General features: G+C 64.2%; 26 protein-coding genes, 1 tRNA gene and 4 pseudogenes. 15 read left to right on the plus strand and 16 right to left on the minus strand.

The annotated features are described in order from the left end of the window. Positions 1 to 147 precede the first annotated feature (147 nt). The 5 genes from BN4252_RS10060 (at position 148) to BN4252_RS10080 (ending at position 5,073) form a co-directional block, all read left to right on the plus strand. Complete coding sequence (locus BN4252_RS10060) at positions 148 to 1,443, plus strand: citrate synthase (RefSeq protein ID WP_078056929.1); 1,296 nt, start codon at positions 148 to 150, stop codon at positions 1,441 to 1,443. Positions 1,444 to 1,603: 160 nt separating this feature from the next. Then, the gene (locus tag BN4252_RS10065) at positions 1,604 to 1,963 is read left to right on the plus strand and encodes an FKBP-type peptidyl-prolyl cis-trans isomerase (protein WP_066530315.1); all 360 of its coding nucleotides are present in this window, start codon (positions 1,604 to 1,606) and stop codon (positions 1,961 to 1,963) included. A gap of 11 nt (positions 1,964 to 1,974) precedes the next feature. Next, positions 1,975 to 2,802: an aldo/keto reductase gene (locus tag BN4252_RS10070; RefSeq protein ID WP_066530317.1), complete on the plus strand. Its 828-nt coding sequence runs from the start codon at positions 1,975 to 1,977 to the stop codon at positions 2,800 to 2,802. 267 nt (positions 2,803 to 3,069) lie between these two features. After that, positions 3,070 to 3,417, plus strand: a complete 348-nt coding sequence (locus BN4252_RS10075) for a DUF485 domain-containing protein (protein ID WP_066530318.1) — start codon at positions 3,070 to 3,072, stop codon at positions 3,415 to 3,417. 3 nt (positions 3,418 to 3,420) lie between these two features. Beyond that, positions 3,421 to 5,073, plus strand: a complete 1,653-nt coding sequence (locus tag BN4252_RS10080) for a solute symporter family protein (RefSeq protein ID WP_066530325.1) — start codon at positions 3,421 to 3,423, stop codon at positions 5,071 to 5,073. On the opposite strand, the gene BN4252_RS10085 is transcribed toward BN4252_RS10080, so the two are convergent. From BN4252_RS10085 to BN4252_RS10105, 5 genes and pseudogenes are all read right to left on the minus strand, one after another. Further along, a complete protein-coding gene (locus BN4252_RS10085) occupies positions 5,074 to 5,967 on the minus strand; it encodes a DUF1906 domain-containing protein (protein WP_066530328.1) in 894 nt (297 codons plus the stop codon). Positions 5,968 to 6,171: 204 nt separating this feature from the next. Further along, positions 6,172 to 6,861 carry a polysaccharide deacetylase family protein gene (locus BN4252_RS10090; RefSeq protein WP_078056893.1) on the minus strand — a complete coding sequence of 230 codons (690 nt, stop codon included), beginning with the start codon at positions 6,859 to 6,861 and terminating at the stop codon, positions 6,172 to 6,174. 180 nt (positions 6,862 to 7,041) lie between these two features. After that, positions 7,042 to 7,743, minus strand: a complete 702-nt coding sequence (gene trhA, locus BN4252_RS10095; protein ID WP_066530335.1) for a PAQR family membrane homeostasis protein TrhA — start codon at positions 7,741 to 7,743, stop codon at positions 7,042 to 7,044. A 469-nt stretch (positions 7,744 to 8,212) separates the two neighbouring features. Beyond that, positions 8,213 to 8,737 (minus strand): annotated as a pseudogene (locus tag BN4252_RS10100) (transposase); the annotation flags it as partial. 227 nt (positions 8,738 to 8,964) lie between these two features. Further along, positions 8,965 to 9,276, minus strand: a complete 312-nt coding sequence (locus BN4252_RS10105) for a transposase family protein (protein WP_010189373.1) — start codon at positions 9,274 to 9,276, stop codon at positions 8,965 to 8,967. 232 nt (positions 9,277 to 9,508) lie between these two features. Between BN4252_RS10105 and BN4252_RS10110 the strand changes: the two genes are divergently transcribed. Beyond that, positions 9,509 to 9,907, plus strand: a complete 399-nt coding sequence (locus BN4252_RS10110; RefSeq protein ID WP_042410142.1) for an SHOCT domain-containing protein — start codon at positions 9,509 to 9,511, stop codon at positions 9,905 to 9,907. Between the two features lie 149 nt (positions 9,908 to 10,056). Here the strand turns inward: BN4252_RS10110 and BN4252_RS10115 are convergent. Then, positions 10,057 to 10,810: pseudogene (locus BN4252_RS10115) on the minus strand (IS256 family transposase); the annotation flags it as partial. Between the two features lie 49 nt (positions 10,811 to 10,859). On the opposite strand from BN4252_RS10115, the pseudogene BN4252_RS10120 reads away from it, so the two are divergent. The 4 genes and pseudogenes from BN4252_RS10120 to BN4252_RS10135 all read left to right on the plus strand — a co-directional run. Next, positions 10,860 to 11,293 (plus strand): annotated as a pseudogene (locus tag BN4252_RS10120) (transposase); the annotation flags it as partial. A 70-nt stretch (positions 11,294 to 11,363) separates the two neighbouring features. Continuing rightward, entirely contained in the window at positions 11,364 to 12,590 is a 1,227-nt protein-coding gene (gene istA / locus BN4252_RS10125) for an IS21 family transposase (protein ID WP_143341198.1), read from the plus strand. Continuing rightward, positions 12,587 to 13,381, plus strand: a complete 795-nt coding sequence (gene istB / locus BN4252_RS10130; RefSeq protein WP_066526885.1) for an IS21-like element helper ATPase IstB — start codon at positions 12,587 to 12,589, stop codon at positions 13,379 to 13,381. The genes istA and istB overlap by 4 nt, the downstream gene beginning before the upstream one ends. 58 nt (positions 13,382 to 13,439) lie before the next feature. Beyond that, a pseudogene (locus tag BN4252_RS10135) lies at positions 13,440 to 14,246 on the plus strand (IS3 family transposase); the annotation flags it as partial. Between the two features lie 119 nt (positions 14,247 to 14,365). Here BN4252_RS10135 and BN4252_RS10140 read toward each other — a convergent pair. The 5 genes from BN4252_RS10140 to BN4252_RS10160 form a co-directional block, all read right to left on the minus strand. Further along, a tRNA-Arg gene (locus tag BN4252_RS10140) sits at positions 14,366 to 14,441 on the minus strand. 42 nt (positions 14,442 to 14,483) lie between these two features. Then, complete coding sequence (locus BN4252_RS10145; protein ID WP_066530337.1) at positions 14,484 to 14,762, minus strand: glutaredoxin domain-containing protein; 279 nt, start codon at positions 14,760 to 14,762, stop codon at positions 14,484 to 14,486. Between the two features lie 206 nt (positions 14,763 to 14,968). Beyond that, entirely contained in the window at positions 14,969 to 15,412 is a 444-nt protein-coding gene (locus BN4252_RS10150; protein ID WP_078056895.1) for a dihydrofolate reductase, read from the minus strand. Next, a complete protein-coding gene (locus tag BN4252_RS10155; RefSeq protein WP_066530954.1) occupies positions 15,412 to 16,212 on the minus strand; it encodes a thymidylate synthase in 801 nt (266 codons plus the stop codon). Before BN4252_RS10155 ends, BN4252_RS10150 begins: the two co-directional genes overlap by 1 nt. Before the next feature lie 8 nt (positions 16,213 to 16,220). Continuing rightward, positions 16,221 to 16,997 carry a 3'(2'),5'-bisphosphate nucleotidase CysQ gene (locus BN4252_RS10160; protein ID WP_066530341.1) on the minus strand — a complete coding sequence of 259 codons (777 nt, stop codon included), beginning with the start codon at positions 16,995 to 16,997 and terminating at the stop codon, positions 16,221 to 16,223. Between the two features lie 188 nt (positions 16,998 to 17,185). Between BN4252_RS10160 and BN4252_RS10165 the strand changes: the two genes are divergently transcribed. Continuing rightward, positions 17,186 to 21,850: an ATP-dependent helicase gene (locus tag BN4252_RS10165; protein ID WP_066530344.1), complete on the plus strand. Its 4,665-nt coding sequence runs from the start codon at positions 17,186 to 17,188 to the stop codon at positions 21,848 to 21,850. Between the two features lie 209 nt (positions 21,851 to 22,059). Here BN4252_RS10165 and BN4252_RS11140 read toward each other — a convergent pair whose 3' ends face one another. Continuing rightward, positions 22,060 to 22,284 carry a hypothetical protein gene (locus BN4252_RS11140; protein ID WP_143341199.1) on the minus strand — a complete coding sequence of 75 codons (225 nt, stop codon included), beginning with the start codon at positions 22,282 to 22,284 and terminating at the stop codon, positions 22,060 to 22,062. A gap of 210 nt (positions 22,285 to 22,494) precedes the next feature. Here BN4252_RS11140 and BN4252_RS10170 point away from each other — a divergent pair, with 210 nt between their 5' ends. From BN4252_RS10170 to BN4252_RS10180, 3 genes are all read left to right on the plus strand, one after another. Next, on the plus strand, positions 22,495 to 22,773 hold the full coding sequence (locus BN4252_RS10170; RefSeq protein WP_066530345.1) for an antitoxin: 279 nt from the start codon (positions 22,495 to 22,497) through the stop codon (positions 22,771 to 22,773). Continuing rightward, the gene (locus BN4252_RS10175; protein ID WP_066530346.1) at positions 22,770 to 23,168 is read left to right on the plus strand and encodes a type II toxin-antitoxin system VapC family toxin; all 399 of its coding nucleotides are present in this window, start codon (positions 22,770 to 22,772) and stop codon (positions 23,166 to 23,168) included. Before BN4252_RS10170 ends, BN4252_RS10175 begins: the two co-directional genes overlap by 4 nt. 221 nt (positions 23,169 to 23,389) lie before the next feature. Further along, positions 23,390 to 23,665, plus strand: a complete 276-nt coding sequence (locus BN4252_RS10180) for a DUF4143 domain-containing protein (RefSeq protein WP_230208633.1) — start codon at positions 23,390 to 23,392, stop codon at positions 23,663 to 23,665. Positions 23,666 to 23,668: 3 nt separating this feature from the next. On the opposite strand, the gene BN4252_RS10185 is transcribed toward BN4252_RS10180, so the two are convergent. Continuing rightward, positions 23,669 to 24,088, minus strand: coding sequence for a type II toxin-antitoxin system VapC family toxin (locus tag BN4252_RS10185; RefSeq protein ID WP_066530349.1), 420 nt, complete (start codon positions 24,086 to 24,088; stop codon positions 23,669 to 23,671). Further along, positions 24,085 to 24,336, minus strand: a complete 252-nt coding sequence (locus BN4252_RS11655) for a FitA-like ribbon-helix-helix domain-containing protein (RefSeq protein ID WP_392389933.1) — start codon at positions 24,334 to 24,336, stop codon at positions 24,085 to 24,087. Before BN4252_RS11655 ends, BN4252_RS10185 begins: the two co-directional genes overlap by 4 nt. A gap of 144 nt (positions 24,337 to 24,480) precedes the next feature. Between BN4252_RS11655 and BN4252_RS10195 the strand changes: the two genes are divergently transcribed. Further along, positions 24,481 to 25,290, plus strand: a complete 810-nt coding sequence (locus tag BN4252_RS10195) for a DNA-formamidopyrimidine glycosylase family protein (protein WP_066530351.1) — start codon at positions 24,481 to 24,483, stop codon at positions 25,288 to 25,290. Between the two features lie 4 nt (positions 25,291 to 25,294). Here the strand turns inward: BN4252_RS10195 and BN4252_RS10200 are convergent, their stop codons facing one another. Then, the gene (locus tag BN4252_RS10200) at positions 25,295 to 25,582 is read right to left on the minus strand and encodes a type II toxin-antitoxin system RelE/ParE family toxin (protein ID WP_066530359.1); all 288 of its coding nucleotides are present in this window, start codon (positions 25,580 to 25,582) and stop codon (positions 25,295 to 25,297) included. Beyond that, complete coding sequence (locus BN4252_RS10205) at positions 25,563 to 25,814, minus strand: type II toxin-antitoxin system ParD family antitoxin (protein WP_066530367.1); 252 nt, start codon at positions 25,812 to 25,814, stop codon at positions 25,563 to 25,565. The genes BN4252_RS10200 and BN4252_RS10205 overlap by 20 nt, the downstream gene beginning before the upstream one ends. Positions 25,815 to 25,866: the final 52 nt, after the last annotated feature.

Below are 25,866 nucleotides of genomic sequence, written 5' to 3' on the forward strand. Positions count from 1 at the left end.
CCGAATTCACTGGGGGCGTTTGCGGCTTTGGGGCGTCGAAAAGCAAAAGCTCAAGTGTGGTAGGTGACCATCTTCTCCAACCGTGTTGTTCGCGTCACAGGCTTTGCTAGTATGACGATGGAAAATTTCTCTGTGGAAAGGCACATTGTGGCTTCTGACAACGAAAACAAGGCAGTACTGCACTACCCCGGCGGCGAGTATGAGATGGACATCATGCGCGCCACCGAGGGCAACGACGGTGTTGTGCTGGGCAAGTTCCTCGGCGAGACCGGCCTGGTCACCTTCGACCCGGGCTACGTCTCCACCGGCTCGACCGAGTCCAAGATCACCTACATCGACGGCGACGAAGGCATTCTGCGCTACCGCGGATACGACATCGCTGACCTGGCCAACAACGCCACCTTCAACGAGGTGTCCTACCTCCTGATCAACGGCGAGCTGCCGACCGTGGAGGAGCTCGAGTCCTTCAACGACGAGATCCGCCACCACACCCTCCTCGACGAGGACTTCAAGGCCGCGTTCAACGTCTTCCCGCGCAACGCGCACCCGATGGCGGTGCTCGCCTCCTCCGTGAACATCCTCTCCGCCTACTACCAGGACCAGCTCGACCCGCTGGACGAGGAGCAGCTGGACAAGGCAACCGTGCGCCTGATGGCCAAGGTGCCGATGCTGGCCGCGTACGCATACCGCGCCTCCCGCGGCAAGCCGTACATGTACCCGGACAACTCCCTGAACCCGCGCGAGAACTTCATGCGCATGATGTTCGGGTACCCCACCGAGCCGTACGAGATCGACCCGATCCTCACCGACGCGCTGGACAAGCTCCTCATCCTGCACGCGGACCACGAGCAGAACTGCTCCACCTCCACCGTGCGCATGATCGCCTCCGCGCAGGCCAACATGTTTGTGGCCATTGCAGGTGGCATCAACGCCCTGGCTGGCCCGCTGCACGGCGGTGCGAACCAGGCCGTGCTGGAGATGCTCGAGGACATCAAGAACAACCACGACGGCGACGCCACCGACTTCATGAACCGCGTGAAGAACAAGGAAAAGGGCGTCCGCCTGATGGGCTTCGGCCACCGCGTGTACAAGAACTACGACCCGCGCGCCGCCATTGTGAAGGACACCGCACACGAGGTGCTCAACCACCTCGGCGGCGACGAGCTGCTGGACCTCGCCATGAAGCTCGAGGAGATCGCGCTGAACGACGAGTACTTCATCCAGCGCAAGCTGTACCCGAACGTGGACTTCTACACCGGCCTGATCTACCGCGCGATGGGCTTCCCCACGGACTTCTTCACCGTGCTGTTCGCCATCGGCCGCCTCCCGGGCTGGATTGCCCAGTACCGCGAGCAGCTTGAGATGAACACCAAGATCAACCGCCCGCGCCAGATTTACACGGGCTACACCCAGCGCGACTTCGTGCCGAAGGATCAGCGCTAACAGCGAGCTGCCACCGCCGGAAATGGTCTTTCCCTTATAATTTTGGGAGTCCGTTCCGGCGGTTTTGCGCGTTTTTTGAAGCCCTGTTGAGGCTTTATCGGGGTTTGAGCCCGTATCTGGCGCGCAGGCGGCCAGACCAACGAACAAGGAGAATGTGACCATGGAGAAGCCCACCATCGAGGTTCCCCAGGAGCCGGCACCGACCGACCTGGTGATCGAGGACCTGGTTGTCGGCGACGGCGCCGAGGCTGTCGCGGGCGGTTACGTCAAGGTTCACTACCTGGGCGTGGCGTACGACACGGGGAACGAGTTCGACTCCTCGTGGGACCGCGGCGAGGCGGCGGAGTTCCCGCTCGACGGCCTGATCGCCGGCTGGCAGGAGGGTATCCCGGGCATGCGCGTCGGCGGTCGCCGCCAGCTGACCATACCGCCGGAGCAGGCCTACGGCCCGGCCGGCGGCGGTCACCCGCTGGCGGGGCGCACGCTGGTGTTCGTCATCGACCTGCTTGACGCCAGCTAGGGGTGGGTGCAGTGCGCGTTCCAGTCACCACACTGAATGATGGCTACGATTTCCCGCTGCTCGGCCTGGGCACCTACAAGCTGCAGGGCGAGGACGTGGAGAAGGTGGTCCGCACCGCTATCGAGCTGGGGTACCGCCACATCGACACCGCCTCGGTCTACGGCAACGAGGTGGAGGTGGGTAACGCCATTAACGCGGCCATCGCCGCCGGCGACGTGACCCGCGAGGAGCTCTTCGTCACCACCAAGCTGTGGAACGACGACCAGCAGCGCGCGGGCGAGGCCTACCAGGAATCCCTGAAGCGCCTGAACCTCGAGTTCATTGACCTCTACCTCGTGCACTGGCCGGTGCCGCAGCAGGGCACGTACGTGTCCGCCTTTGAGCAGATCACCCAGCTCCAAGGCCTTGGCCAGCTGCAGTCGGTTGGCGTGGCCAATTTTTACGAGGAAGTGCTGGACGAGATCATCGCCGCAACGGGCGTGACCCCGGTGCTGAACCAGGTTGAGCTGCACGCCGGCTTCACTCAGCCGGAGCTGCGCGCGTACCACGCGGAGAAGGGCATTGTCACCGAGGCGTGGGCTCCACTGGCGCGCGGCGAGAACCTTGGCGCGCCCGAGATCGTCGCCGTGGCGGACAAGCACGGCAAGACACCCGCGCAGGTGGCCTTGGCCTACCTGCTGCATATGGGTTGCTCAGTGGTGCCAAAGACCGCCAACCCGCAGCGTCTGGTGGAGAACCTGGGCGCGGTGGAGGTCGAGCTCGACGCCGAAGACATCGCCGCCCTCGACGCGGTCCAAGGCGAGCGCATGTCCGGGAACCCGCGGACGTTCCCCAACTAAGTCTGTTTGCACAAGCGCGCCGGTTGTCGCCGGCGCGCTTTTTGCTTTTCGACGCACCCTTCCCTCCGCGGGGGTAGTGGCGTATGTCACAAACTCGCTGGCTGGCGGTGCGGCGGGGGGAGACGAATCAAACTCTCGCGGGACAGGGGTGCTCTAGGTTACATTCGCTGTGTCGCGTAACCGGTTTATCACTGCGAGTGCTTGTCGGGTGCTTGCCGAGTGCTTGCAAGGACCGGGCGGCGCAAATCGCAATACTTGTAAGAAAGGATGGATGCCGTGGCCGGTTCTTCTGCCGTTTCGGCTCGCCACGAACCCACCCCGGAGGAGTTCGTGGCCATGCAGCAAAGCCCCGAGTTCCAGGAGCTGCGCAGCACCTTCCGCGGGTTCACGTTCCCCGTCATGATCGGCGCTTTTCTCTGGTACGTCTTCTACGTGGTCTTTGCCACGTTCGCACCGGGCGTGATGGGGAGGGACTTCCTCGGCCTCAACGTCGGGCTGTGGCTCGGCCTCGCCCAGTTCATCACCACCTTCGCCATTACCTACATCTACGTGAAGTGGGCGAACAAGAACATTGAGCCGCGCGCGGCTCACATCCGCCAGGAAATGGAGGGGTAAAGCATGCAGACTCACACCCTTGCAGCCGCGGCGGAGGGCGCCGCAGCCGGCAACCCGATTCTCAACATCGCGGTCTTCGGCGTCTTCATTGTTTTCACCCTCTACGTGGTCACCCGGGCGGGTAAGACCACCAAGGAATCCGCCGACTTCTACACCGGCGGCGCGTCCTTCAGCGGAACGCAAAACGGCCTCGCCATCGCCGGCGACTACCTCTCCGCGGCCTCGTTCTTGGGCATCGTCGGTTCGATCGCCCTCTTCGGCTACGACGGCTTCCTGTACTCCATCGGCTTCTTCGTGGCGTGGCTCGTCGCCCTGCTGCTGGTGGCCGAGCCGCTGCGCAACGTCGGCCGCTTCACCATGGCGGACGTGCTCTCCTTCCGCCTGAAGCAGAAGCCCGTGCGCGTCGCCGCGGCCTTCGGCACCCTGTTCGTGTCGCTGTTCTACCTCATCGCCCAGATGGCCGGCGCCGGTTCCCTGGTGTCCGTCCTGCTGAACTTGCACTCCTACTCCTCGCAGGCCATCTGTGTGGCTGTGGTGGGCGTCATCATGATCATCTACGTCCTCGTCGGCGGCATGAAGGGCACCACCTACGTACAGATGATCAAGGCCGTCCTGCTGATCGCCGGTGTGGCCATCATGGCAGTGCTGGTTTTTGTGAAGATCCGCGGCGGCATGGGCACGCTGTTCGACACCGCCATCGCCACTCACGGCGCCTCCGCCCACGTGGCAGAGAAGGGCTACGACCCGAACGCGATCATGCAGCCGGGCCTGAAGTACGGCGGCACCACCACCAAGAAGCTGGACTTCGTCTCTCTGGGCCTGTCGCTGGTGCTCGGCACCGCGGGCCTGCCGCACGTGCTGATGCGCTTCTACACCGTGCCCACGGCGAAGGAAGCTCGCAAGTCCGTAACCTGGGCCATCGTGCTCATCGGCTCGTTCTACCTGCTCACCCTGGTGCTCGGGTACGCGGCTGCCGCCTTGGTCGGCCCAGACCGCATCCTGGCCGCTCCGGGTGGGGCGAACTCCGCGGCGCCGCTGCTGGCGTTCGAGCTCGGCGGATCCCTCTTCATGGCCCTGATCTCGGCGGTTGCGTTCGCTACGGTGCTCGCGGTGGTCGCCGGCCTGGCCATCACCGCGTCCGCCTCCATCGCCCACGACGTCTACGACGCCGTGCTCCGCGACGGTAAGTCCACCCCCGAGGAGCAGGTGCGCGTCTCCCGCATTACCGTTGTCGTGCTCGGCATCGTGTCCATCATCCTGGGTATTCTGGCGATGAACCAGAACGTGGCGTTCCTGGTGTCCCTCGCGTTTGCCATCGCGGCGTCCGCCAACCTGCCCACCATCCTGTACTCCCTGTACTGGAAGCGCTTCAACACCACGGGCGCGGTGGCGTCGATCTACACCGGCCTGATCTCGGCCCTGCTGCTGATCATCTTCTCCCCGGCAGTCTCCGGCTCGCCGACAGCGATGTTCCCGGACGCGGACTGGGCGATCTTCCCGCTGACCAGCCCGGGCATTGTGTCCATCCCGCTCGGCTTCCTCGCCGGCATCATCGGCACCTACCTGGGTAAGCCGGACAACTTCGACGAGCTGCAGTCCGAGATGGAGGTCCGCTCCCTGACCGGCGTTGGCGTCGAGGCGCCGGTGGACCACTAGCTAACGCTTCAAAAGGCTCGACCAGTCCACCTTGGAAGACAGCTCGCTGCTTCCCTGGATCAGCTGGTTGAGCGCCTCGGCCCTGTCCTGGGCACCCGCGGTGGCGGCTCCGTTCGGAGTCGCCACCGCTTGCGTTCCTGTCCCGGTCAGCGGCGCGGCCGCCCGCCCCGGGGTCCACTGGCCCCAGTCGGCGGTGTACACGTTGTTGATGTCCACGGGAACGCCGTCGACGACGCCCGTGTACCCGGCCTTCTGGTGGATGTTCGCGCGCACGTGCAGCTTGCCGTTCGAGCCCCAATCGTGCTGCCAGAAGTAGGTGCCCAGGCCGTCCTCCAGGCACCACGCGATAGTCCAGTAGTTGCCGTAGATGCCCAGCTTGTACCCCGCGGCGCCGAGTGCCGCGCCGAAGGCGGTCAGGTACGGGTTGATCAGGGAATTGAACTGGCCAAGCGTGGGGTTGTCATCGATGGCCACGTAGATGGGCCTGCCGGCGGGGCCGCCCGCGGCCCTGTGCAGCGCGATGGCCTTCGGCGCGTGGATGGCGGCGGCGGGCGCCCCGCCGAGCCAGTCGGCCGTTGGCCCTTTGCCGAACTGGTAGACGGATGCCGTCGCCAAGCCTTGCCCCGCAAAATCGCGAGTCTCGGCGAGGGTGACCGGCTTGCCCTTCATCCATTCCGCGCCGGGGCGGCGCTCGGAGACGTAGCGGACGGCGCCGAGGTGGCCGGCGGCCTTGACCGCGCGGGCGCTGGGCACACCGGCGGAGTAGTCGATGACAGTGCCGAGGATTCGGCGCTGCTGCGCGTTGGCCGCGGCGGGGGAGATGGCTGCGGCTGCGGTGGCGGCGGTGGCGAGGCCGGCGGATTTGAGGAGGGCGCGGCGGGAGAAGGTAGTCACACGCGCAACATTAGTCACAGGCGTATCGGGTAGCTTGTTGCCGTGGCGGAGGGGGTTGGGCCGATGTAAGAAAGTTCACTGGCTGGGGTTGCTGCCGTGAAATTTCTTACGAAACCCGCTACCCGCCACGCTGTTTCCCCAGGTGGCGCCAAACCGCGCGTAAGAAAGTTCACTGCTCGGTACCCCGTCCGTGAACTTTCTTGCCTAGGCCGGTGCCGGCACCGTCCCGTCGATGAACGCAAACCGCGCGCCGCCGCCGAGCGACGCTACCGCCTGCGCAACTCCCGCCGCGGTGCCGGAGCCGGGGTGGTTCATGTGCGCGAGCACGATCGAGCCGTCCGGGGCGCCGAGGATCTGATGCGCCACCTCGGCGGCGCCCGCGGTTGCGCCGAAATCGCCGTTGACGTTAAAGCCGCCGATCTTCACGCCGCCGTCGTTGGCAATGCGCACCGCCACGTCGTCGTAGTGCGCCGTGCCCGCCCGGAACCACACAGGGTCCGCGCCCAACTCCCGCAGCAGGTGGTCGTTGCCCGCCACCTCTGCAATGGCCTCGGCGGGGCTGGCTGTCCCGTGAATCCCGTACGCAGCCTGGCCGCGCACCGCGAGCGGCAGGTGGCGGGTGCCGTGGTTGCCGATCATGAACAGCGGGTTCCCAATCAGCCGCCGCGCCACATCCGGATGCGCCTCCACCCACGGCTGTGCCAGGAAGAGCGTGGCGGGGATGTGGTGCTCCCGCAGGGTGTCCAGCAGCGCCTCGTCCACATCGCCGTTGCACGCGTCGAAGGTCAGCGCGATGGTCCGCGCGCCGGGCACGGTGGGCACCGTGTCCACGATCCCCGGCATGTGCAGCCCGAACTGGGTGGGTTCCTGCGTATAGGCACTCGGGTTGAGCATGCTTATCGCCGCCCCCTCCCCCCCACCCACCGCCGTAGCAGTACGGGTCTCCGTGGCCGTCACCGACACGGTCGTCGCGGTCGTGGCGGTCTCGCTCCGGCTAGTCCCGCACGCGGCGAGGGGAGCGAGGGGGGCCAAGGCGGCGAGTTTCAGGGCGTCGCGGCGTTTCACACCTGCATGCTATCCAGCCTGCACCACCACCATCCAGATCGCCACGAGGTGGCAGACGGCCGCGACGATGGTCGCGGTGTGGAAATGCTCGTGGTAGCCGTAGTAGCGGGCGTTGCGGCCCGGCCACTTAAATCCGTACACGAGCGCGCCCGCGGTGTAGGCGATGCCGCCCGCGAGCAGCAGCCACACCACGGCCGGCCCCGCGGAGCGCCACAGCGTGGGCAACAGCGGAACAATGATCCAGCCGAGGCCGATGTAGACCACCAAGTCCAGCCAGCGCGGGTGGTTGATCCACACCAGGTTCAGGATGGCCCCGCCGATCCCGCCCGCCCACGCGATAGCCAGCATGACCGCGGCGGTGCGCGGCTCGAACACCAGGAGGCAGAGCGGGGTGTACGTGGCGGCGATGAAGATGGAGATGGTGGCGTGGTCGGCCCGCCGCCACCACTGCACCGTGGACTGCGAGTGCCACGGCCAGCGGTGGTACATCGCCGACACGCCGAACAGGAGTAGGACGCCCACGCCGTAGATGGTCACCCCGAGCGCGGGGATCCAGGGCAGCGTCATCCACACGAACGTGATCAGTACCGCCGACGAGAGCGCCGACAGCACAGTGGCGCCGAGGTGGAACCAGCCTCGGATCACCGGGCGCTCGCCCCGGTCGGCGACGACGCGAGTGTGCTGGACCTGGCCCTGTGCGCGATTGCTCATAATTGCCCCGCTCGGAAGTTCGGCAGTAACTTACTCAAGCGTAGCTTGTGTGAGGGTGCCACCGCTGCCGGGCGGCGTGCCCGGCAGCCCGGCGGTCCAAAGATTTTTGAAAATCGGCGGACAGGGGCACCAAAACGCCTGGAGGGTGAAAAATCTTGAAAAATCACCGGAAATAGGTCGCGGAGCTGGCAGAGGGACATTCAGCAAACTCCCCAACCTTTAGCTCCGCCGCCGCTTACACGGCGGCTTACACGTTTTCCACTGTCTCCTTACATACCCCGCCTCTCTCACCGCCTCGCCACCCGCTTCTCCACCCGCCTCGCCCCTCGTAGCGGAAAACCGTTGCGGGGGCTTCGTCTTGACGTACGCCTCGCTTCTTCCGCTCGCCCCGGACACCGCCCCTCTCACCGCCCCGCCCCTCGTAGCGGAAAACCGTTGCGGGGGCTTCGTCTTGACGCACACCCCGCCTCACCTCGTCTAACACCGCATCGGTAATGGTGCTGATCGTATCCGGGCTCATATCCACCCCAAGGGTGGTCGCGAGGTGATGCTGGATATCGCGCACTGTCATCCCGCCGGCGTAGAGCGAGACGATCATGTCGTCGAGTTCTGTGAGCCGGCGTGCGCCCTTGGGCACCATCCGGGGAGTAAACGTGCCGGCACGATCCCTGGGCACGGTCACTTCCACCGCGCCGTAGCCAGAATTGACGGTCTTGGTGTACGACCCGTTGCGGTGATTGCTCTCCTGCGCGGTTTCCACCTGGGCTTTGGCCTTGCGGTCGGAATGGCTATAGCCCAAATGCGCATCCATCTCTGCCTTAAGACCAGCGTTGATCGATGCCTGCAACAAGCCTTTGACCAGCTCGCTGGCATCATCAGCAGTGGTCGACAGCTCGCTGATCAGGCTGGCGAGCTCAGGATTTTCCATCAACTTCTCGCTGATCTCGTTGACCCTCGCCGGGTCATGGTTTTTCTTCGGTGACACCGTAGTCATTATCGGTGAAACTCCTTCTAGATCAGAGCCTCACACACAAACTTCCTGACACCCTTCAGGAATGACAGGCGAGGAGCAATCCGCGGGGACGGATAAGGCCACAGCGCGTTCAAATGTCTCACATGAGTGCAACGGTGAGGGGTGTAGAGAACGCGCGGTGGGCGGTTGCGAATAAGTGACCACGCTGGCAGCCAAGAGGTACGAGCGATGAAAGATCAGCTCGAGCATTAGCGAACGTACTGACGTCGCTTTATTAGGTGTACTGACCGGGTACGTTGCGGGCACGCCGGTTCGGCGCACCGCCACAGCCGCTTGCGCCACACCAGCAGCACCGGCCGCCCCGCCGAGGGGATGTCACGCACCAGATGCTCACGCCGGCCGTGGGCCACCGCGACCACCCCGCACCGCGGGCACCCGGTCACCGACTCGGAGGTCTCCACCAACAGCTCCAGCTCACCGCCGTACTCACCGACGGCAAGCACCACCAACCCCGAGATGCCGAGCATCGCAGCGGGCAGGACGGTAGCCTCAACACTCACCTGGGACTCCTCCCGATCCGTTGCTTGGTCGCTACGAATCGTGGAGTCCCAGGCCCGTCTTCACCAGCCCAACCCGGTCAGCGCGTCGCAACCCGGCTACCACGCTTGGTGAGGAAGAGCTGCTAACGTGGTTCGGTGACGGCCCGGGCACGTCCTTGTTCCTAACCGTCGTGCGCTGGGGTCCGCGTGGACCGCTCGGCCAGCGTCCATCCAGTCAGGAGGCAGTCAGCAGATGTTCGACGACAACGGCTCATTCCTACTCGCCATGTTCGAGTTCTTCATCTTCTTCGCATGGTTCATGTCCCTGTGGTGGATCTTCGGAGATCTCTTCCGCAGCAAGGACCTCGGCGGCTTCGCGAAGGCGCTGTGGGTGGTGTTCATCGTCGCGCTGCCGTTCATCGGAATGCTCGCGTACCTGCTTGTTCGAGGTCGGGGGATGACCGACCGCGCGGTCGAGGCGCGCCAGGAGCTCCAGCAGCGGCAGGATGAGTACATCAAGTCCGTCGCCGGCGGCTCCGCCGGATCGAGCCCGACCGATGAGATCGCCTCGGCGAAGGCCCTTCTCGACTCGGGAGCGATTACCCAGCAGGAGTTCGACCAGATCAAGGCAAGGGCGCTCTCCTCGGTCTGACCCTGGTCCGCTCCCTCGCCACCCGCAGCGTCGCGGTCCGAGGGCGGCCATCCGGCGCGGCCTAGGTATTCGCCAAGTGTGCGGCTTGCGCGCGCGAGCAGGCGCATACCGGGCAGAGGGTGTCCGATTGTTTGTGTGCGGGGGGTGGTTTACAAGTAGTCCGCGAATCGGTCGGGGTAAGCCACGACTAGTTGGTTGATGGCTTGTTTCCACCCGGTGGCTTTCGCTCCTTCAATATAGCCGTTGCATTCAATGTCGCGCTTTGCTTTCTTCGCCCGCTGGGCGGCACGCTTGTTCGATGTTGCAGATCATCAGCCACAGCGTTTTCTGCGCCGCGGTATCGTTCGGGAATTGGCCCCTGTTGCGGGTAGCTTTACGCAGTTCAGCATTCAGCGACTCGATTGAATTGGTGGTGTAGAGCACCCGGCGTGCCGCCGGCGGAAACTGCAGAAACGGCACGAACCGCTCCCAAGCGTCGCGCCAGACTTTGACCGACTGCGGGTATTTCCGGCCCAGTTCACTGGCTTCGAACGCATCCAAGGCGGCACGGGCGGTGTCCTCGTTTGCGGCCGTGTAGACCTCACGCAGCGCCCGGGAGACACCTTTGCGGTCCTGATACGACACCCACCGGTTCGCAGCCCGAATCAGGTGCACAATGCAGGTCTGCACCATGGAATTCGGCCAGGTTGCCTCCACGGCTTCCGGCAAGCCTTTGAGCCCGTCGCAGCACACAATGAACACGTCCTGGACACCGCGGTTGGCCAGATCCGCGCACACCGATGCCCAGAATGCAGCGCCTTCATTGTCGGCGATCCACAATCCCAGGATGTGCTTGATGCCGTCCATGTCGACACCAACCGCCATATAGCAGGCTTTGTTGACCACGCGGTGGCCGTCACGGATTGAGGCGTCCTGGGTTTAGTTCCGATCGTTTCTAGAGGAGGATTGGATCATGCCTAGGAAGTTCAGTGACGAGTTCAAGGACAAGGCGGTGAGGTTAGCCGAGGAGCTCGTTGAGCTTGAGGGGTGTTCGAAGTGGGCGGCGGCGGAGGAGATCGGCGAGAAGCTCGGCGTCTCGGCGCACACGCTCAACAACTGGTTGAAACCTGTCAAAGCGTCCCCCGATGTTCAGCGGAGCACTGGCGAGTCGGTTGACGACGAACTGAAGCGTCTGCGGCAGGAGAACAAAGAGTTGCGCAGGGCGAACGAGATCTTAAAGACCGCGTCAGCTTTTTTCGCAGCGGAACTCGACCGTCCCACCAGAAGATGATCGAATACATCGACACGTATCGCGATCGCTTCGGGGTCGAGGCCATCTGTCGCACGTTAAGGCAGACAGAATGTGGGTTTATCACCTCTCGCGGCTACCGAGCAGCGAAAACACGATGTCAGCGCTCGTTGAAAAGTAGCCCAAAACGCTCCTCGAAATGTAGCCCATCCGAAAAAGATTGGATGGGTGATTTCTTTGGATCAATGGGCTCAAATTCGGTTCCTGCGTGGGCAGGGACTATCAATCAGGAAGATCGCTGAGGAAGTCGGCTGCGCGAAGAAAACCGTTGAACGCGCTCTGACGTCTGACTCTCCCCCGAAGTACTCTCCACGCCCGGCCAGGTCAACGAGTTTCGACGCTTATGAGCCGGCGGTGCGCGCCCTGTTGGCCGAGTCGCCCCGGTTGAACGCGAAAGTCATCGCTCAGCGCGTCGGTTGGGAAGGGTCAGAATCATGGTTCCGCAAAAACGTAGCCAAAATACGCCCGGAATACCTTCCACCAGATCCGGTCGACACGCTGGACCACCTGCCGGGACATGAGATCCAGTGCGACCTGACGTTCGCTCCGGGCGGGCTGCCCGATGACACCGGAGCGTTTCGCAAGCTGCCGGTGTTGGTGATGGTTGCTTCCCATTCCCGTTTCGCCGGGGCGCGGATCTTGCCGTCGCGCACCACCGACGACCTTCTGGCCGGGATGTGGGATCTCCTCGAGCACACCTTCACAGGGGTTCCCACCCGACTGGTGTGGGACCGCGAATCCGGCATCGGCAGAGCCAGACTGTGCGAACCGGTGATCGCGTTCGCCGGCGCGTTGGGCTGCAAGATCGTGCAAACCCCACCCAGGGACCCGGAATCCAAAGGCATCGTTGAGCGCACCAACGGGTACATGAAAACCTCGTTCTTCCCGGCACGGCGCTTCACCAGTCCGAAGGATGTGCAAGCCCAGCTCGACGACTGGTCCACCACCGTTGCCAACGTGAGAACACACGCGGTGTTGAAGACTTCACCAGCTGAAGCCTTCGCCACAGATCGGGCCGGGATGCGGCCGCTACCGCCATACACACCGACCTTCGGCACCCGCCCCGCAGTGCGGCTGCCGCGTAACTACTACGTCACCGTCGACACCAACCACTACAGCGTCGACCCCGCCTACGTCGACCGACTCGTCACGGTGCACACCACCTTGCACCAGGTCATCGTGACCGGCCCGGGCGGGGAAACAATCGCCTCCCACCAAAGAATCTGGGCGAAAGGCCGCACAATCACCGACCCCGCCCACCAGGCCGCGGCCAAAGCAATGCGCCAGCAGCGCGCAACCACGCCTGCACCGAAACCCAGCTTCGACATCGCCGCCGCCGACCTCACCGTCTATGACCGCATCACCTCAAGCCCTGCGAAAAGGACCACGGCATGACCCGCACCCCAGCACACGACACCACCGCAACAATTAACCGCTACGCCAGGCAGCTCAAAGCACCCCGCATCGCCAGCATCCACGCAACCATCGCGGAACAAGCCCGCGCCGAATCCTGGACACACGAGGAATACCTCGCCGCAGTGCTGTCTGTCGAAGCCACCGCCAGAGCAGAATCCGGCGCCACCCAACGCGTCAAACGCGCCGGCTTCCCCTCGATAAAAACCATCGCCGACTTCGACTTCACCGCCCAACCCGCAATCGACCGGGCAGAGATCGCCCGTCTTGAAACGGGCGCGTGGGTCGCCACCGCCGAAAACGTCGTCCTCCTCGGCCCGCCCGGCACCGGTAAAACACACCTCGCCACAGCACTCGGCGTCACCGCAGCCCAGCAAGGCTACCGGGTCTTGTTCGACACCGCCGCCGGGTGGGTCAACACGCTGACCGAAGCACACGCGATGGGCAGGTTGGAACCAACCTTGAAACGCTTAAGCGGCTACCACCTGCTCATCATCGACGAACTCGGCTACATCCCAGTTGAGGCCGACGCCGCGAACCTGTTCTTCCAACTCGTGTCCCGCCGGTACGAACACGGCTCCATCATTGTCACGTCCAACCTGGCATTTTCCCAATGGGCGCAATGCTTCGGCGACGTCACTGTCGCCACCGCGATGGTTGACCGTATTGTCCACCACGCCAAAATCTTCCAACACCGCGGCACCAGCCACCGCATCAAAGGCAGGGAAATCCCCGCAACAACCCCCGCCCCGCAACCACATCAGGCACAATAACCCAAGACCACACTGGGCTACTTTTCAAAGAGCGCCAGTGGGCTACATTTCGAAGAGCGCTCACACACGAGCCCCGTCGGCCAGGAGCTTGTCAGACGCGCTGCTTATCCCCGAATTGGTGAGAGTCTTCGAGGACAACTTCAGCGTGTACGGGGTACGCAAGATGTGGAAGGCCATGCAGCGCGCTGGCTGGGACATCGGTCGTGATCAGACGGCACAGTTGATGAAACTCGCCGGCATCCAAGGCCGCAGAAGGGGCCGCACTCCGATCACAACGCTTCGGGCTGATGTCCCGGATCGTCGTCCTGATCTGGTCAATCGTGACTTCACCGCGTCAGCGCCGTACCGGCTGTGGGTCGCTGACATCACCTACGTGCGTACCCTGTCGGGGTTTGCGTACACCGCGTTCATCACCGATGTGTACTCCCGCAAGATTGTCGGGGTTGCCACCAGGGCGAGCATGCGCACCGATGAGCTGCCTCTTGAGGCTTTTGAGCACGCTCTGTATCACGCAGGTGATCTTCGCGCTGAAGGACTAGTACACCACAGCGATCGCGGCTCGCAGTACGTGTCCATCCGCTACGGTGAGGCACTCGCTCAAGCTGGGATCGATCCGTCCGTTGGCACCGTCGGCGATTCCTACGACAACGCGTTGGCGGAAACGGTCAACGGTCTCTACAAGACCGAGCTGATCTATCCCCACCGGCCGTGGACGTCGGTTGGGGAAGTCGAAATCGCGACCCTTCGCTGGGTGTACTGGTGGAACAACCACCGCCTGCACGAGTCATTGGGATACATCACCCCACAAGAGATGGAAGACGCCTACTATCGACAATCACACGCCCAGCCGTTGGGCGTTCAATAAGCGGAACGAAAACCAGGACGCTTCACTCTCCAAAAGTTACCCAATTTTGAAAACCGGGTTTAACCTGGAAGGAGTTTCCTGAATTGAACGGAAAAGTTAACCGAAATTCCCGCAGACAATGGTGCCCCAGAGAGGAATCGAACCTCCGACACCGGCTTTAGGAGAGCCGTGCTCTATCCACTGAGCTACTAGGGCAATGGCGCTAGGGTACCGCAGGGCGATACGGGCGCCGAAATCCTACTCGCCCCCGGTGAGCTCGCGGAGCTTCGCGCGGACGGCGGAAGCTTCGGGGTTGGTCTCGTGGGTGCCGTCGGAGTAAAGCACGGTGGGCACGATGCGGTTGCCGCCGTTGACGGACTCGATCCAGGCGTTGACATCTTCCATGCCGTCGGCCTCAACGTCCACGAGGTCGTACGGGGTTTCGGTGCGGTCGAGGCGCTCGCGCAGCTTGCGGCAGAACGGGCACCAGTCGGCGGCGAAGATGGTCACGTGCGAGGAGGTCTCGGGGGTGGTCATGGCAGAGCCTTTCAAAGCCTTTCGAATCGTTGGAACTTGTAGCGCAGCCCGCTTGTCGACGCCAGCCAGTCACCGTCCGCGACCAGCTCGAAGTCCGCGCCGATGGCGGGGGCGGGCCCCTGTACCAATCTGACGATTCCGAAGATCTTACGAGGCCCAATCCTGGACCGTTTCGACACCCATAGGACAAAATAAAGTTTGTGACACTACCCGCGACGTAGCATCGTTCTACGTTCCCCTGCCTCTTTCGCTCTTTTTCTATCCCCCGCCCCCCCCCCCCCCCCCTCCCACCCGCGTAGATCGGTCGGCGGCGCCAGATGTGTAAAAGAGACACCCTCGTCGATGGTGGACTCGTAGAGCTGGCCACCGCCGATGATCCACGCGTCCGCCTCCAAGTCGGGCAGGTCGGGGGAGACGTACGCGCCGTCGGACCACTCGCCGGGCTCGCGGGAGGACAGGACGTGGTTGGCGCGGCCCGGCAGTGGGCGCTTGGGCAGGGACTGCCAGGTGTTGCGGCCCATGATGATGGGGTGGCCCATGGTGACTTCCTTGAAGTGGCGGAGGTCCTCCGGCAGGTGCCACGGCATGGACTCGCCGTCCCCGATCACGCCGTCGAGCGACTGCGCCCAGATGGCGCCGAGCCTCGCCATTACACCGACACCTGTGCCTTAATGGTGGGGTGCGGGTCATACCCCGTCACCGCGATGTCGTCGAAGGTGTAGCTGAAGATCGAGTCGGCCTTGCGCAGCTTAAGCTGCGGGTAGGGGCGAGGCGCACGGGAGAGCTGCTCGCGGACCTGGTCCACGTGGTTGTTGTAGATGTGGCAGTCACCGCCCGTCCAGATCAGCTCGCCCACCTCCAGGCCCGCCTGCTGGGCAAACATGTGCGTGAGCAGCGCGTAGGAGGCGATGTTGAACGGCACGCCGAGGAACATGTCCGCCGAGCGCTGGTATACCTGCATGGACAGCTTCCCGTCCGCCACGTAGAGCTGGAAGAGCAGGTGGCACGGCATGAGCGCCATCTTGTCCAGCTCCGCCACGTTCCACGCTGAGACGAGGTTGCGGCGCGAATCCGGGTTGGCCTGCAGCTCCTCCAGGGCTCGCGCGATCTGGTCAATGTGCTGCCCGTCCGGCGTGGGCCACGAGCGCCACTGCACGCCGTAGACCGGGCCGAGTTCGCCGTCGGCGTCCGCCCACTCGTTCCAGATACGGATGCCGTTCTCCTGCAGCCAGCGCACGTTGGACTTGCCGCGCAGGAACCAGAGCAGCTCTCCCACCACTGCCTTGAAGTACACGTTCTTGGTGGTGAGGAGGGGGAAGGAATCCGCCAGGTTGTAGCGTAGCTGGCGGCCGAACACGCTGCGCGTGCCGGTGCCGGTGCGGTCGCCTTTGTCGGCGCCGTGCTCGAGAACGTCCCTGAGCAGGTCCTCGTACGGGGTTGGTACTGCCACCGGTTGGGTCACTCGCTCGCCACTCCTTCAAAGCCGCCGTTTGCTTCCGCGAATTTCGCGCAGGCAGCAAGGATATCGTCAGCCAGCTCGGGGCGGCAGATCAGCAGGTCAGGGACATAGGTGTCCGGGTTGTTGTAGCGCAGCTGAGAGCCGTCCAGCCGCGAACAGTGCAGGCCCGCCGCCAGGGACACACCCACCGGTGCCGCCTGGTCCCACTCGTACTGGCCGCCGGCGTGGATGTACGCGTCATAATCCCCCAGCAGCACGTGCATCGCCTTGGCGCCAGCGGAGCCGACCTGGACCGTCTCGAGCCCGAGCTCACCGGCCACGTACCCGGCCACAACGGGCGGGCGGTTACGGCTCATGGCCACCTTGCCGGACATGGGGCCCGCCACGTGGCGCACGTCGGAAGACTTGAACACCACGCCCAAGTCCGGCAGCCCCACCGCGGCGTGGGTGGGCACCCCGTTCTCCACCAGCGCCACGTGCACCGCCCAGTCCTGGCGGCCGGTGGCGAACTCCTTGGTGCCGTCGAGCGGATCCACGATCCATACGCGGTCATTGTCCAACCGGGCCAGGTCGTCCGCCGCCTCCTCGGAAAGGAACCCGTCACCTGGGCGATGCTGCTCCAGCACGCGCGCGATCCAGTTCTGCGCCAGATCATCGCCCGCCTCGCCCAGCTCGCGCCCGCGCAGCAGGCCCACCCCGCGGATTCCCTTCAGAATTTCCCCTGTGCCCTGCGCGATGAGGTTGGTCAGCCTGGAGTCTGAATACTGAGCGCTCATAGGCTCCGAGTTTAGCCGGTATGCGGAACTTCGTGGCTGGGCTTTACGTTGGCGGGGTATGCCTGCCCGGAGCCACCCAAAACGGCAGCATGCCACTTAACTTCCCACATATGGCATGTTAAGTGGCATGTTGAGTGGCAAGCTTCCTCGAGGCTTCGACTCAACCCCGCCACGGTAGGATCTTCGCCATGTCTGACAACGTCCTCGACCGCTTCCACCCGCAGGTGGCGACGTGGTTCGAGGAAGTCTTTTCCGCCCCCACGGCGGTGCAGGACCAGGCGTGGCGCTCCATCTCCGCGGGCGAGAGCACGCTGGTGGTGGCGCCAACCGGCTCTGGCAAGACGCTCGCAGCTTTCCTCTGGTCGCTGAACTCCCTGGTTGAGCGCGCCGGCCAGCAGGCGCTGCCTATCGACGGTGCGAAGCGGTCCACGCACGGCGGTGTGCGCGTGCTCTACATATCCCCGCTGAAGGCCCTCGGCGTGGACGTGGAGAACAACCTCCGCGCGCCGCTCAACGGGATCGCCCGCGTAGCGCAGCGCATGGGCCGGGACATGCCGGACATCTCGGTCGGCGTGCGCTCCGGCGACACACCCCAGGCGGAGCGCAACCGACAGCTGCGCAAGCCCCCGGACATCCTGATCACCACGCCCGAGTCGCTCTACCTCATGCTCACGTCCAAGGCTGCGGCGGTGCTCAAGACAGTGGACACAGTGATTGTGGATGAGATCCACGCCCTCGCTGGCACCAAGCGCGGCGTTCACCTAGCGCTCTCGCTGGAGCGGCTGCAACGGTTTGCGGGCACCTTCCAACGTATCGGCCTTTCCGCCACGGTCCGCCCGCTCGAGACGGTGGCCAATTTCCTCGGGCCCCGCACCACCATCATCAACCCTCCCGCAGAGAAGCGCTGGGAGCTCACCGTCAGCGTGCCGGTGGATGACATGAGCGACCTCCCCGTGCCCGAGGACGCCTCCACCATCGGGGAGGCAGTGCTCGACGATGGGCTTTTGCTTGACGACGCCCGCCCCAACACCCCCGAAACCCCACTCCCACCAGGGGCCAAGAACTCCATCTGGCCCCACATTGAGCAGGCCGTCTACCGCGAGGTGATGCAGCACCGCTCCACCATCGTCTTTGTCAACTCCCGGCGCACCGCCGAGCGCTTGACCAGCCAGCTCAACGAGCTGTGGGCGGCCGAGCACGACCCGGAGGCGCTCAGCCCGCCCACCCGGCGCCCGCCCGCGCAGCTGATGAAGTCCGTGGACACCGCGGGCCACGCCGCGCCCGTGATCGCGCGCGCCCACCACGGCTCGGTGTCCAAGGAGGAGCGCCTCCAGACCGAGACGATGCTCAAAGAGGGATCGCTCCGCGCCGTGATCGCCACCAGCTCCCTCGAGCTGGGCATTGACATGGGCGCGGTGGACCTGGTGATTCAGGTGGAATCCCCGCCGTCCGTTGCTTCCGGCCTGCAGCGTGTGGGCCGCGCCGGGCACTCGGTGGGCGCGGTGTCCGAGGGCACCTTCTACCCCAAGCACCGCTCCGACTTGGTGCAGACGGCGGTGACTGTGCCGCGCATGCGCGAGGGATTGATCGAGGAGGTACACCCGCCGCGCAGCCCGCTCGACGTGCTGGCTCAACAGACGGTGGCGGCCATCGCCTTCGAGGACCTCGACGTGGACGAGTGGTACGACACGGTGCGGCGCGCCTGGCCCTACCGCGATCTGGCCCGGGAGGTCTTCGACTCGGTGATCGACCTGGTGGTGGGCGTGTACCCGTCCACTGACTTCGCCGAGCTGCGCCCCCGCGCGATCCTCGAGGGCACCACCTTGAAGGCTCGCCCCGGCGCCCAGCGCGTGGCGGTGACCAACGCCGGCACGATCCCGGACCGCGGCATGTTCGGTGTGTTCCTGGTGGGCTCCGACGCGGAGGGCGGCGTGCCCAGGCGCGTCGGTGAGCTGGACGAGGAGATGGTCTACGAGTCCCGCGTCGGCGACGTGTTCACGCTCGGCGCCTCGAGTTGGCGCATTGAGAACATCACGCGCGACCAGGTTCAAGTGTCTCCCGCGCCGGGGCACACCGGCAGGCTGCCATTCTGGACCGGCGACGCACTGGGGCGGCCGTATGAGTTGGGGAAGGCGTTGGGAAGGTTCCGTCGAGAAGCAAAAAGCTCCATCGACCCGAGCCTGGATGAGCGGGCGCGCAACAACCTACTGCGCTACCTCGAGGAGCAGGAGGAGGCGACCGGCATCCTGCCGGACGAGACGACGCTGGTGCTCGAGCGTTTCACCGACGAAATAGGGGATTGGCGGGTGGTGCTGCACACGCCGTTTGGCAAGGGTGTCAACGCCGCGTGGGCGTTGGCGACGGGCTGGCGCGTGGCGCAGGAGACCGGTATGGACGCGCAGGCGGTGGCGGGCGACGACGGCATCGTGCTGCGCCTGCCGCAGGGGGAGAAGGAGCCCGACGGCAGCCTGTTCCAGTTCGACGCGGACGAGATCGCGGACATTGTGACAGAGCAGGTGGGCAACTCGGCGCTGTTTGCCTCCCGCTTCCGCGAGTGCGCCGCCCGCGCGCTGCTGCTGCCGCGCCGTAACCCCGGCAAGCGCGCGCCGCTGTGGCAGCAGCGCCAACGCGCGGAGCAGCTGTTGGACGTCGCCCGGAACTACCCGTCATTCCCCATCATCTTGGAGACGGTCCGCGAGTGCCTCCAGGACGTCTACGACCTGCCCGCGCTGCAGGAGGTCATGCGCGATGTGAACACGCGCCGGGTGCGCATCGCCGAGGTGACCACGGAGCAGCCGAGCCCCTTCGCGTCCTCGCTGCTGTTCAACTACACCGGCGCGTTCATGTACGAAGGTGACACGCCGCTCGCGGAGAAGCGCGCCGCCGCGCTGTCTTTGGACCCGTCGCTGCTGGCCAAGCTGCTCGGCACCGTTGAGCTGCGCGAACTGCTGGACGCGGACATTATCGCGGAGGTCGACGCGTCGCTTCGCCGCGTCGGCCGTGCCGAGACTTCAGAGCAGTTCGCGGATACCTTGCGCATCGTGGGGCCAGTGCCTGTCGACGAGCTCGCGCTCTACACCACCGTCCCCCTGAACTCGCTCGAGCAGTCCCTGCATGGGCGCGTCATGCGGGTGCGCATCGGCGGGCGCGAGCACATCGCCCAGACCCTCGACGCGCCGTTGCTTCGCGACGGCCTCGGGGTCCCCGTCCCACCCGGAGTAGCTGCCCAGGTGGACACCATCCAAGACGCCCTGGCCCAGCTCGTGGGCAGGTGGGTGCGCACCCGCGGGCCGTTCACGTTGCGCGACTTGGCCGATGCGTTCGGGTTGGCGGTGGGCGCCGCGCATTCTGCGCTGCAGCCCTTAATAGATAAGGACAAAGTGATCCCCGGGCGCTACCGCCAGGGCGTGGAGGAGGAGGAGGAGTACGTCGCCGCCGAGGTGCTGCGCATCATCCGAACCCGCTCCCTGGCTGCGGCGCGGGCGCAGACCCGGCCGGTGTCGCAGTCGGCGTACGGGCGGTTCCTGCCGGCGTGGTCCAACGTCGCCCCGGTGGGTGTGGTGCCCGCGCTGCGCGGGGCCGACGGCGTGTACTCGGTGCTGGAGCAGCTGGCCGGGGTGCGGCTGCCTGCTTCTGCCTGGGAGTCCCACATCCTGCCCGCGAGGGTGGGGGACTACTCGCCGGCGATGCTGGACGAGCTCACGGCATCCGGCGAGATCGTCATCGTCGGCGCTGGCAAGGCGGGTGCGCGCGACCCGTGGATCATGCTGCTGCCCGCCGACTACGCCGCCCAGCTCATGCCGCAGGTGGACGAGCCGCTGCTTTCGCTGACGCAAGCGCAGGTGATGGAGAAAGTGCGCCGCGGCGGTGGATTCCTGTTCCAGGACCTGCTTGAACCCACGACAACTACCGACGAACTGCGCGAGGCGATGTGGGACCTGGTCGAGGCCGGGTTCCTCTCACCCGATTCTTTCGCCCCGATTCGAGCACGGTTGGCTGGCGGGAAGACGGCACATCGGGCGAAGCGGAGGCCGTCGAGAAGCAGAGTGCGCTCGGGCCGCACAAGCTTTGCCACGCTCACCCCACCCGACATGATCGGCCGCTGGTCGCTCACGCCGACCCCGGACAGCGATGCGACGCGGCGTTCGGTGGCGTTGGGGGAGTCGCTGCTCGACCGCTACGGTGTGGTCACCCGCGGCTCCGTGGTGGCGGAAGACATCCTGGGCGGGTTCGCGCTGGCGTATAAGACGCTGTCCGGGTTCGAGGAATCCGGCAAGGCAATGCGCGGATACCTGGTGGAGGGACTCGGTGCGTCGCAGTTTTCCACGCCCGCGACGATCGACCGCCTGCGCGGCCACCAGGATTCGGACGACCTGGTCGGCTGGCCCTCGGGCGCGAAGAACCCGAACGTATACGTGCTCGCCGCCACCGATCCCGCGAACCCATACGGCGCGGCGCTGCCATGGCCGGAGCAAGGCCCGACCCGCTCCGCGGGGGCAATGGTCGTGCTTATCGACGGCCTCCTTGCCGCCCACATCACCCGCGGAGGCAAGACCATGACCACGTTCTTCGACACCTTCCCCGAGGGGGTGGGCGACCCGATGCCGCTGGTCATTGATGCCCTGACGCAGGCGGTGAGGGAGGGGCGGATGCAACCCTTGGGCGTCGAGAAGCTCAATGGTGCTCCCGCGTTCGGGCTGAAGGAGTACGGCGCGACCGTGAGCCACAAGGGTGTGCGCATCGGCGGGAAGGCCTCGGCACCCCCGAAGCGGAGGGGCAGGAGCGTGGCCGAGGCGCTGGGGGAGCTGGAGCCGGAACCGGAGCCGCCCGAGGGCTTGAGCTTCGACGACTAAGGCTGGACTTCAAGCAACTCGCGCAATGCAGCAGCTGCCCTTTTACCGGCAGCACCAGCCCAACTCACGTTGCAAAGCCTGAGACATCTCATCGATGACCCCTGGACTCCAACGAACTTCAATTGCGGTTGTGTGATCTGCGTAAACGAAAAAATCCCGCAAAATGCGGGAAAAGAGGATGTTGGCATCGATAAACACGACCGCAGCCACTAGTTGTCTTGACCCATCTCGTCACACAGCGCAGACATCTCGCAAGCAATCTCCCACTTGCGCTGAGCGTCCGTCTGCAGTGAGTCGAGCAGCTCCAACACCGCCTGTGCATCCTCGCGATCGAGTGAAACCGCAGTCTCAGCAGCATCGGCGTTCGCGACTGCTCGCCGCAAAGCGCGTGAGCTCCGGGCAAGGAGCGACTGCGGGATATGAGCTGTGGTCATGACGGCAGTGTAACTGGCTTAGCAGTCTGTGGAAAGGCGTCGGCGCCGCCGAAGCGGAGGGGTTGCAGCGTGGCCGAGGCGTTGGGGGAATTAGAGCCGGAGTCGCCGGAGGGCCTGAGCTTCGACGACTGAACCTTTTTTACTGTATATCTCTCGGGATATATTCGAAACCACTCCGCACTAGCGGGCGTGTCAGCGAAGGAGGATTCGATGCCTAAGCGGTTGAAAACGACCATCTTCAAATCTGGGAACAGCCAGGCTGTTCGCATCCCCGTGTCGATGCGGCTGCAGGTAGACAATGTCACCATCGAGTCGGTTCCCGAAGGGTTGCTCCTGCGCCCTGTGGAGGAGACAATCGGCGACGCAGTGGAAAGGCTGCGCGCATTCCAGGCCTCTGAGGGGATCGAAGGGGGTCTCATCAGGGATGTTGAGGAGCTCGACCTTGACCCGATAGATGTAATCGCCAATAACAGCGAGTTACCGCAGTGAAGTACCTCTTCGACACCAATGTGTGGATCGACCTTGAGCGGGGCGCGAATGCGGATCTTCTCCAACGGGCGGCGGATTGCACTCGAAGCCAGGTCTGTGTTTCAGTGGTGGTTCTCGGCGAGTTGCTCACCGGTGCGAGATACTCATCGGATCCAGCGCGAGCGCTGAAGTCTGTGGAAACGCTGCTGTTGGGGTGGCCTAGGTTGGGAATGGACGAGGCCACGGTGGAGACGTACGCCACGATCCGTGATGATTTGCGACGTCGCGGTGAAATGATTGGACCAAACGATCTCTGGATTGCGGCGCAAGCTGTGCAACACGACCTGATTCTGGTCACGGCAAATGTGGATGAATTCTCCCAGATTCCGCAGCTGATAGTTGAAAACTGGCGGTGAAGGGGCCGGGGGTGTTGGTAAGGCTGGCACCGTGGCCAGTTGCCCTGCGCATGGCGAGGTGCATTCAGTTCCTAGGGCGTTGATTCTGGCGGCTGGCCGGGGTTCGCGCGGTTTGAAGTGGGAAACAGAAACTCTGCGAATGGTAAAGCACGATCCGCTACCGGGACCACCTTTCCCAGCTCTGGCTTTTCGAGTCGCTGGCCACGCTGGGGGTGCGAACCTTGGCTCAGGCATGCGAGGCCCGCGTGTTCCACCTCCGCACCCAGAACGGCGACCACGAGGTCGACCTGGTGGTAGAGGGCCAGCGCGGTGCACTCGTGGGTATCGAGGTCAAGCTTTCCGGCGCGATCGACGACCGCGATGTACGCCACCTCCACTGGTTTAAGGATCAGATGAAGGGAAAGGTGACAGACCTCGCGGTCCTCTCCTCAGGGCAGCATGCTTATCGACGCTCCGACGGCGTCGCCGTCATCCCCGTCGCCCTCCTCGGGCTGTGACGGCTAGGCAACCCACGGGTTCACAACGATTACGCCGGTGCCTTCGAAGTTCTTGACGTTTCGTGTGGCGAGAGTGCATCCCCTCGCCCGACAAATTGCAGCAATCATGGCGTCTTGCGCCGAAATTGGGTATCCCGCTGTCATGCGGGCGAAGATAACCTCGGCATAGTCAGTCGCTGCAAGCTGATCGAAGGCCAGAATAGAACCCGTTTGATCGAAAGACTCCAAATGACCGAAAATTAGGCGTTCGAGCTGCGCGCGTCGCCGTCCCATGGGCATGAGTCGTAGACCAGCACGCAATTCAGCTGCATTCACGGCGGTGGTACCCACCACTTCGTTCAAACTGCCCACCCATTTGACTACATCCTCGTTGGGCTGCGGTTTCACCAGCTCCGAGATGACGTTGGTGTCGAGGATGATCACGCGAGCTCCGCCACCCGGGCATGACCATCTCGAGCGGGAATTTCAAGGTCTGCTCCGCCAAATTCACGGGAACCCTCGTATAGGGCTAAGCCTAGGTTTGATGGCTTTGTCCCTTCGTCGATAAGGTGACGAGCCTCGGCCTCCATCGACCGGCCATTTCGTTTGGCCTGGGCAGCGAGTCTCTGTTTCACAGCTGCATCGAGTCCGCGGATAGTAATGGCAGTCACTAGGCACTCCCTACGTCTCACCGTTTGATAGCAGTGATGATATCACTAAACCGAGCGTAATGCGCCCGGCGCCCCGGTCTGTTCGTTCGACAGCGATTTCGCAATTACAACGGCTGTCTCACGGCTGGGTGGTTCAAGGGAGTCCGGGTGAGTACCCTCGAACACATGCCCGAAGGTGATTCCGTTTACCAGCTCTCCAAACGCCTGCAGTGGATGGCCGGCCGGGAAGTCCTTCGCACATCCATCCAGGTGCCGCGCTACGCCACAGTGGACTTCACCGGCATGACCTGCGAGCGCGTCTGGCCCTACGGCAAGCACCTTTTCATGGAGTTCGCCGCGCCCGGCCACGAACCGCAAATCCTGCACACCCACCTCAAAATGGAGGGCACGTGGTCCATGCACCGCGCGGGCACGAGGTGGAAGAAGCCCGGACATGCTGCACGTGTGGTGCTTTTGCTTGACGACGCACCGCGTGATCCCATCGAGCTCGTCGGCTTCTGGCTGGGCGTCGTCCGCGTTTTTCCGGCCAGGGAGTACGAGGTGGAAATGGGATACCTCGGCCCGGATCTCCTAGACCCGGATTTTGATGCGAACGAGGCGGTGCGGCGGATCAAGGCCCACCCCGATCTGGAGATCGGCCGCGCGCTGTTAGACCAGCGCAACCTGGCGGGCATCGGCAACGAGTACCGTGCGGAGATCAACTTTTTGGCCGGTACGCATCCGCGGGAGAGGGTGGGTGAGGTGGACGTCGATAAGCATGTGCTCCTTGCGCGCCGCCTGATGTGGGCCAACAAGGACGAGCCGGTGCGGGTGACCACCGGGGTGAAACGGGCGGGGGAGACGAGCTACGTGTTCGGCCGCAACAACAAACCGTGCCGGCGCTGCGGGACGCTGATCAAGAAGGGATTCCTGGGCGGGGAGGGGGACCTGGAGCGGGTGATCTGGTGGTGCCCGAAATGCCAGCCCGCGCCTTGATGGATTAGAGGTGAAGGGTGGGATCCATCTTTTCGTGGAGGATGCGAATGACTTCGATGCCATCGCGTTTTGGGCGGTAGAAGATGAGGTGGCTGCCTTGCCTCGACCGCCGGTAGTCAGGGCGGACCTCATCTATCGAGTGTCCCGCACCCGGCTGGGCGGCGAGAAGCGAAAATTGAGCTGCAAACGCTTCGACGTACACGTCAGCTTGTTGCTCGCTCCATTCCGCGGCCGTGTATTGCCAGATCTCGAGGAGGTCGCGCTCCGCGAGCTCACTGATCCAGACGGTCACGGTTGCCTTTCGCCCGGTTGAGGAACTCGTGGACGTCGAATTCCCTAAAGCCGCTTTCCTCTCCGGCCTTCAAGGCTGCGTTGAGCGCTGCCATTTTCTGGTCGCGTTCCTCGAGCAAGCGGAGACCTGCTCGCATGACTTCGCTGGCTGTTTCAAACCTGCCGCTTGCTATCTGATCGGAAACGAACTGGTGGTAGTGGTCGCCCAACGTCACTGAAGTGTTTCTGGCCATAAACCTGAATGTACCACTTTGTAATACACCCCGCGAGCTTCCGAACGCCAGC

The organism is Corynebacterium bouchesdurhonense (assembly GCF_900078305.2).
In the GTDB taxonomy this organism is placed as follows: domain Bacteria; phylum Actinomycetota; class Actinomycetes; order Mycobacteriales; family Mycobacteriaceae; genus Corynebacterium; species Corynebacterium bouchesdurhonense.

Excerpts from the sequence above, each read along its gene's own strand:
- BN4252_RS10145 (WP_066530337.1), bottom strand. The coding sequence starts at position 14,762 with ATGACCACCCCCGAGACCTCCTCGCACGTGACCATCTTCGCCGCCGAC.
- BN4252_RS10205 (WP_066530367.1), bottom strand. The coding sequence starts at position 25,814 with ATGGCCAGAAACACTTCAGTGACGTTGGGCGACCACTACCACCAGTTC.
- BN4252_RS10160 (WP_066530341.1), bottom strand. The coding sequence starts at position 16,997 with ATGAGCGCTCAGTATTCAGACTCCAGGCTGACCAACCTCATCGCGCAG.
- BN4252_RS10075 (WP_066530318.1), top strand. The coding sequence starts at position 3,070 with ATGGATGCCGTGGCCGGTTCTTCTGCCGTTTCGGCTCGCCACGAACCC.
- istB (WP_066526885.1), top strand. The coding sequence starts at position 12,587 with ATGACCCGCACCCCAGCACACGACACCACCGCAACAATTAACCGCTAC.
- trhA (WP_066530335.1), bottom strand. The coding sequence starts at position 7,743 with ATGAGCAATCGCGCACAGGGCCAGGTCCAGCACACTCGCGTCGTCGCC.
- BN4252_RS11140 (WP_143341199.1), bottom strand. The coding sequence starts at position 22,284 with ATGACCACAGCTCATATCCCGCAGTCGCTCCTTGCCCGGAGCTCACGC.
- BN4252_RS10065 (WP_066530315.1), top strand. The coding sequence starts at position 1,604 with ATGGAGAAGCCCACCATCGAGGTTCCCCAGGAGCCGGCACCGACCGAC.
- BN4252_RS10170 (WP_066530345.1), top strand. The coding sequence starts at position 22,495 with ATGCCTAAGCGGTTGAAAACGACCATCTTCAAATCTGGGAACAGCCAG.
- BN4252_RS10080 (WP_066530325.1), top strand. The coding sequence starts at position 3,421 with ATGCAGACTCACACCCTTGCAGCCGCGGCGGAGGGCGCCGCAGCCGGC.
- BN4252_RS10090 (WP_078056893.1), bottom strand. The coding sequence starts at position 6,861 with ATGCTCAACCCGAGTGCCTATACGCAGGAACCCACCCAGTTCGGGCTG.
- BN4252_RS10165 (WP_066530344.1), top strand. The coding sequence starts at position 17,186 with ATGTCTGACAACGTCCTCGACCGCTTCCACCCGCAGGTGGCGACGTGG.
- BN4252_RS10150 (WP_078056895.1), bottom strand. The coding sequence starts at position 15,412 with ATGGCGAGGCTCGGCGCCATCTGGGCGCAGTCGCTCGACGGCGTGATC.
- BN4252_RS10110 (WP_042410142.1), top strand. The coding sequence starts at position 9,509 with ATGTTCGACGACAACGGCTCATTCCTACTCGCCATGTTCGAGTTCTTC.
- BN4252_RS10195 (WP_066530351.1), top strand. The coding sequence starts at position 24,481 with ATGCCCGAAGGTGATTCCGTTTACCAGCTCTCCAAACGCCTGCAGTGG.